Source organism: Halocatena pleomorpha (assembly GCF_003862495.1).
GTDB classification, from domain to species: Archaea; Halobacteriota; Halobacteria; order Halobacteriales; family Haloarculaceae; genus Halocatena; species Halocatena pleomorpha.
This window is the reverse complement of the sequence record NZ_RRCH01000010.1, coordinates 59,456-66,204: the sequence shown is the minus strand read 5'-3', so window position 1 is coordinate 66,204 and position 6,749 is coordinate 59,456. Positions and strand designations below refer to the sequence as shown.

Annotated in this window: 5 protein-coding genes; 2 read left to right on the top strand and 3 right to left on the bottom strand. The window is 59.9% G+C overall.

Annotated features, from left to right (window positions below):
• Nucleotides 1-1,072 (bottom strand): PPC domain-containing protein (locus EIK79_RS05430; protein ID WP_221621688.1); only part of this gene is annotated, 1,072 nt, incomplete at its 3' end.
• Between the two features lie 236 nt (nucleotides 1,073-1,308).
• Here EIK79_RS05430 and uvrB point away from each other — a divergent pair.
• Nucleotides 1,309-3,396: an excinuclease ABC subunit UvrB gene (gene uvrB / locus EIK79_RS05425; RefSeq protein ID WP_124954107.1), complete on the top strand. Its 2,088-nt coding sequence runs from the start codon at nucleotides 1,309-1,311 to the stop codon at nucleotides 3,394-3,396.
• An 80-nt stretch (nucleotides 3,397-3,476) separates the two neighbouring features.
• Here uvrB and EIK79_RS05420 read toward each other — a convergent pair whose 3' ends face one another.
• Both EIK79_RS05420 and EIK79_RS05415 read right to left on the bottom strand, forming a co-directional pair.
• A complete protein-coding gene (locus tag EIK79_RS05420) occupies nucleotides 3,477-4,550 on the bottom strand; it encodes an SPFH domain-containing protein (protein WP_124954106.1) in 1,074 nt (357 codons plus the stop codon).
• 59 nt (nucleotides 4,551-4,609) lie between these two features.
• Nucleotides 4,610-6,364 carry an excinuclease ABC subunit C gene (locus tag EIK79_RS05415; RefSeq protein WP_124954105.1) on the bottom strand — a complete coding sequence of 585 codons (1,755 nt, stop codon included), beginning with the start codon at nucleotides 6,362-6,364 and terminating at the stop codon, nucleotides 4,610-4,612.
• 94 nt (nucleotides 6,365-6,458) lie between these two features.
• Here EIK79_RS05415 and EIK79_RS05410 point away from each other — a divergent pair, with 94 nt between their 5' ends.
• On the top strand, nucleotides 6,459-6,722 hold the full coding sequence (locus tag EIK79_RS05410) for a hypothetical protein (RefSeq protein WP_124954113.1): 264 nt from the start codon (nucleotides 6,459-6,461) through the stop codon (nucleotides 6,720-6,722).
• Nucleotides 6,723-6,749: the final 27 nt, after the last annotated feature.

Genomic DNA, 6,749 nt, shown 5'->3' with positions numbered 1-6,749 from the left:
CCATCCCGTCGTGGGGATAGTCGTTCACCTTCTCGCCGGACGGTCCGAAGATGTCGAGTCGTGCAGACGTGTTTTCGTCGAGGGTCGTATCGTTTTCACCGAGATCGAGATGCGTCCAGATTCGTTCTCCCGACTCCACATCGAACGCATACCAGTCGGTGTCGTTCGATTCGAGGGCACCGGTCTCGGTGCTGTTGGGAGCCATTTCCGTAGCGGTTTCACGGCTGTCATCGTTGTCCCCATCATCGGCTCCAGAGACGGTAGCCGTAAGCTCATAGGGGGCCTCCTTATCGAACGATCCGATCCCTTCTTCATGGGCCGTAACCCGAATGAAATACGTTCCACTCGTGTTTGCGGTGTAGGTGAACGAATCTGAATAGTCCCATGCCACGACGTGCTCGCTGAGGAAACCGTGGAGTGTCACATCGCTTGCGTTCGGTCCGAGAAGTTGCGTGTTCACCAGAACGGAGTTACTATGGTTTGTCGTCAGGTTGACTGTTTCGCCCTTTTCGAGATCGAGCGCGTACACATCGTCATCCGAACCACTCATCACCGCCGAGATCGTCTCTCCCGACTCGGCTGACGCGGCAGACGCTGGCTGTTCGTTCGGATCGTACTGATCGAGTGTCTGGGTTTCAACCGTAAGTTCGTAGTCAGTCGGTTCTCCGATGGTGTCACCAGCAGAACGTACCTGCACATAGTAAGTTCCGGACTGTTCAGCAATATCGCCACCAAGCGCAGAGGGACCAGAAACTAACCGGTTGGTTGTGTATGCAGGTCCTAACGCGTCGTTGGGATACGCCTCAGCCTCCTCACCGTTCGGACCGATGATATCGAAGTGGAGGTTCTCTTTATTATCCGTCGTCATCGTGAGATCGACGTGTATCCGGTCACCAGCCTCCACATCGAACGCGTACCAGTCGGTGTCGTTCGCTTCAACCGTCCCGGTCTCGGTGCTGTTAGCGGCCATCTCCGTGGCACTTGAACGGCTATCGTTATCGTCTGTCTCCTCGGCGGCCAACACACCCGTCGTCACTGCACCAGCCCCAACTACGGAGAGAACCAACACCACTACCACACTGATCGTTATTCGTTTTCTAATCATTCTGTCATGACACATCGGGCGCTACTGCCGACAGAGTGTCGACACTACCGCCGTCTGGCCACATGATGATGCATTCATATCAGTCATAAGCCTTGTGGCCAAAAGACATGTCTATATAGCAATAATAAGTCTTGTGGCCGTCTCAGTAGGATCGAACCGCTGCGATCGAGCGGCTGAAGTGCTCTCGACTACAATCGTTCTCGATGAGTGATCCCAGCGCCAGCTCCGATGCTCGTTCCGATTCCGGTGCGGATTCCTCGCCGCTGTCTCCGGATCGTCCGGATCTTGATCGACGGTTTCGGGTCGATGCGCCGTTCGAGCCGGCGGGTGATCAGCCAACGGCCATCGAACAACTCGTGGAGGGCTATCAGAACGGTGCGGACGAACAGACATTGCTGGGGGTAACTGGGTCGGGCAAAACAAACACCGTCTCGTGGGTAATCGAGGAGATCCAGAAGCCGACGTTGGTGATCGCCCACAACAAGACGCTCGCGGCCCAGTTGTACGACGAATTTCGAACACTGTTTCCGGACAACGCCGTCGAGTATTTCGTGTCGTACTACGATTACTACCAACCGGAAGCGTACGTCGAACAGAGCGACACGTACATCGACAAGGACGCTTCGATCAATGAGGAGATCGACCGACTGCGCCACTCAGCGACGCGGTCGTTGCTCACCAGAGACGATGTGATCGTGGTGGCGTCGGTGTCGGCCATCTACGGGCTGGGTGATCCGGCGAACTACACAGAGATGTCGCTCCGGCTCGAAACTGGGCAACAGATCGACCGTGATGAGCTGTTGGGTGCGCTCGTGGATCTCAACTACGAGCGCAACGACGTTGAGTTCACACAAGGGACGTTCCGCGTTCGAGGCGACACCGTGGAGGTGTTCCCGATGTACGGTCGGTACGCCGTGCGAATCGAATTCTGGGGCGAGGAGATCGACCGGATGCAGAAGATCGACGTGGTCGAAGGTCAGTCGAAGGGTGAACAGCGGGCGGTGCTCGTTCACCCGGCGGAGCACTACTCGATCCCCGAACAGCGGGTAGAGCGAGCGATCGGAGAGATCGAGGAGTTGCTCGATGAACGCGTCTCGTATTTCGAACGAGAGGGTGATCTGGTTGCGGCCCAGCGCATCGAGGAACGCACTACGTTCGATCTCGAAATGCTCAGGGAAGCGGGGTACTGCTCGGGTATCGAGAACTACTCCGTGCATCTGAGCGACCGCGAGTCCGGCGACCCGCCGTACACCCTACTGGACTACTTCCCCGATGATTTCCTCACCGTCGTCGACGAATCCCACCAGACGCTACCGCAGATCCGGGGACAGCTCGCTGGCGATAAATCCCGCAAAGACTCGCTCGTCAGCAACGGCTTCCGGCTGCCGACGGCCTACGACAACCGTCCGCTGTCGTTCGAGGAGTTCGAAGCACGAACAGGAGACAGGCTGTACGTCAGTGCAACACCCGGAGAGTACGAGCGCGAGCACTCCGATCAGATCGTCGAGCAGATCGTCCGTCCGACCCATCTCGTGGATCCTAGCGTCGAAATCGCGTCGACAGAGGGCCAGATCGATGATCTCCTCAACCGCATCGACGACCGAATTGAGAACGACGAACGGGTGTTGGTGACGACGCTGACAAAGCGGATGGCCGAGGATCTCACTGAATATCTTGATGAGGCAGGCGTCGCGGTCGAGTACATGCACGACGAGACGGATACGCTCGAACGACACGAACTCGTCCGTGGGCTGCGTCTCGGTGAGTTCGACGTGCTTGTCGGCATCAACCTGCTCCGGGAGGGACTCGACATCCCGGAGGTGTCGCTCGTCGGGATCCTCGACGCGGATCAGGAGGGCTTTCTGCGGTCAACGACCACGCTCGTCCAAACGATGGGCCGGGCAGCCCGCAACGTCAACGGAACCGTGGTGCTGTACGCCGACGAAACGACCGACGCGATGGGGGCAGCGATCGAGGAAACAAAGCGTCGCCGCGAGATCCAACAGCAGTACAACGCAGACCACGGCTACACGCCCGAAACGATCCAAAAGGAAGTCGGGGAGACGACGCTGCCCGGCAGCGACACTGATACCCAGAGCGTGGCGGGCGTCGAACCCGACTCGTCCACTGAAGCCGAACAGTACATCGCGGATCTCGAACGACGGATGGACGAGGCTGCGAGCAACCTCGAATTCGAGCTGGCTGCGGACATCCGGGATCGCATCCGGGAGATCGAGGACGCGTACGAACTGGATGAGGAGGGAATCGCGCCAGAAACCGAGGAGTTCTGATGAGCGACCCCGAACTCGCCACCGTCAACCTGGACGACCTGTTTTTCAGCCGCGAAGCATACACGAGCGTCTTCGGTAGATCACTCACCTGAACCGATCGCTTCGATCGAATCGAGATCGAGCAGCTCGCGCGTTTCCGGATCGAGCAGCTGGCTTTCCAATTCTGTAGCGTCGCTCCGCACGTCGCTGCCCGAGAGACGCGTTCCGTAGCGACCGAGCAGCGACGTGAGTTCCTGAGGAAAGACGAACGCGTTCGAATCGTTCTGGCCGACCGCTCCGAGCGTTTCTAACCCAGTATCGATAATTGCGCGTTCACCCATTGATTCAGCCGCTCTCGCACCGAGCACCGTCGACACAGCGTTTCCTTGGGCTTCGAGAATCTGGGCCAGTTTTTCACCCTCTGCGTGGGTGACGTTCGCCCGTTTGTCCCCCTCTGCGCGCTCGATGGCGCTCACGCGCTCGCCCTGTGCTTCGAGGATCATCGCCCGGCGGCGGCGTTCTGCGCCGGATTGCTGTTCCATCGCGCTCACGACGCCCTGCGTCGGCTCGACTGACCGAACCTCGACACTTTCGACGCGCACGCCCCACTCGTCGGTCGGTTCGTCGAGCTCTGCACGGATGCGCTCGTTGATATCTTCGCGCTGAGAGAGCGTATCGTCTAGCGTCATATTCCCGAGCACTGCCCGGAGTGTGGTCTGTGCCAGCAGCGACGTAGCCCGGCGATAGTCGTCGACTTCGAGAAACGCGCGTTCGGGATCCATCACCCTGATGTACACGATGGCGTCGGCGGTCACCGGCGAGTTGTCCCGCGTGATCGCCTCCTGTTGGGGAACGTCAAGCGTCTGTGTCCGGAGATCGAACCGATACGTTTGAGAAACGAACGGCGGGACGAAATGCAATCCTGGATCGAGCAGCCCCCGGTACTCGCCCACCACTGAAAGCGCCCGCTTCTCGTAGGCCCTGACAATCTCCACGGCGCTCGCCATCCCCGCGATGACGACACCGAGCACCACTAGCCCAGCGGTAAACACGGGATCGATTGCCGACAGCGTGAACACGCCCGCGAGCACGAAGAGCGCGATGAAATACGCCGCAAACTGACGCAGCGTCCACCGCGCCGTCAACTGCTCTGCCCTGTACAACGGGCTGTTCATATGATAACATACCCCGGACAGGGGGGTAAGTGTTTCGTGGATCGAATAGCAGTAGTATCCTACAGCCGTTGCTCGATCGTTTCCGCCGTTTGTGTTCCGACGCCAGGGACGCTTTCGAGTTCCGTGAGTGAGGCGGCTCTGACGTTGTCGACCGATCCGAACCGCCGGAGTAGGTTTGCTCGGGTTTTCGGTCCGATCCCGGGCACGTCGTCCAGAACGGTCTGGATGTCATCGCGCAGCGTTTGGTGGTACTGGACGGCAAAGCGGTGGGCCTCATCCCGGACGCGCTGAAGCACGTGGAGCTGTGGCGCGTCGCTGGCCCAATCGAACGTCCGGTTGGGGGTGATGACCGTTTCCTCCGCTTTTGCGAGCCCGACACACGGGATCTCCCACTCCCACTCTGCAAGTGCCTGCTGAGCAGCCTCGAGCTGTCCTGAGCCACCATCGATGAGCAACAGATCCGGCTCAGGACGGTCGTCTCGTTCTGTACGAGCGCGTTCGGCACGCCAGCCGATCAGTTCGCGCATGTTCGCGTAATCGTCGTTCCGGTCGGTGAGTTTCTTCCGTCGGTAGGCGGACTTCTTCGGTTGGCCATCGACGAACGTGACGTTGCTACCAACAACGGCCCGTCCGTGGGCGTGGCTCACGTCAAACCCCTCGATACGGTCGATCGAATCCAAACCGAGCGCTTGGGAGAGCAATGCTCCTTCGTCGGTGCGGTCGGTTCCTCGCCGGGCGTTTTTCAGTGCGAGTTCAACCAGCTTCGCCTCTCGACCAGCACCGGGGATCGTTACCGCAACCCCTTCGGTCTCTAACCAGTCGGCAACGTCGTTGTCGGTCGGTCGCTCGGGCAACAACAGTGTGTCAGGAAGCCGACGCTCGGCGTAGTACTGCGGGATGAACGCGCTCAAGACAGCCGCACTCCCATCCGGATGCTCTGTGGCGGACGCGTCGACGCCAGCCCCGGAAAGAGTGTGACGCTCGCGATCAACGAGCTTGCCGTTCTCGCTGTGGAGGCGAGCGACGGTCGCCGTCGATCCCTGAATTGCGACGCCGAGCACGTCGACAGTCCGTTCTTCGCGTGTGCTGACGGCCGCGCCGCCGTCGCCGTGAAACGCCTCGACAGCGTGGAGCCGGTCACGGAGGTTCGCAGCGCGCTCGAACTGCTGGGCGTTGCTCGCGGTGTCCATCGCTCGTGTGAGTGGATCGGTGAGCACGCCTGTTTCTCCTTCGAAAAAGCGTTTGACCGACTCGACATCTTCCAAATACGCCGCTTGTGAGATCTCGCCCGTACACGGGGCGGTACAGAGGCCAATGTCGTGGTCGAGACAGGGCCGGTCTCGGTTTGCGTACTTGTGATCCGAACAGCCACGGACGCCGTACAGTTCCCGAACAGCCTTCACCACGGTTTCGACCCGGCCTTTGTCGGTGTACGGTCCGTACACAGTCGCCGCCGCGTCCGGATCTCGGGTGATCTCGATGCGGGGAACAGAGTGGTCGGTCAACTGCACCAGCGGATACGACTTGTCGTCTTTCAACCGGACGTTGTACGGTGGCTGGTGGCGCTTTATCATGTTCGCCTCCAGCAACAGCGCTTGGGTTTCCGTGTCCGTCACCGCGACTGATACGGTGTCGGCACGCTCGATCATCCGGCCGATCCGTGCGGATCGTGGATCGGCGTAGGACCGAACTCGATCGCGCAACGCTACCGCTTTCCCCACGTACAACACCACGGACTCCTCATCGAGGAACTGGTACACGCCCGGCTCGCGGGGCAGTTCACGAGCACGATCACGAACAGCCGTGCGATCCATCACTGTCCCATAGCGGTCGTGGATGGTTGAAGGTGACGAGTGGTATGCTGTGCCAGTTCGGTGGCTACAAACCGTCGCGGCCGGTACAGCGTGTATGGCCGACGACGTTCGCCTGTGGATGGTCGAGCGATCATACGACACGCGAAATCTCATCACGGTCGTCTACGCGACCACCGACGGCGACCGCTATCACCAAAAGGAACTCTCTGCGACCATGCTTTCTCGAACCGAAGTGACGGCGGCGGTCGACCTTCCGCGTGATACCCTCGAACCGGTTGACGACGAGCAGCGTCGCCAGCGGTATGCCACGGAAGCAACGCGGATGGCCGAAACCCACGCGCCGGATGAGGCGGTCTGAGATCGAACCGTACAGGACAGAGCCACA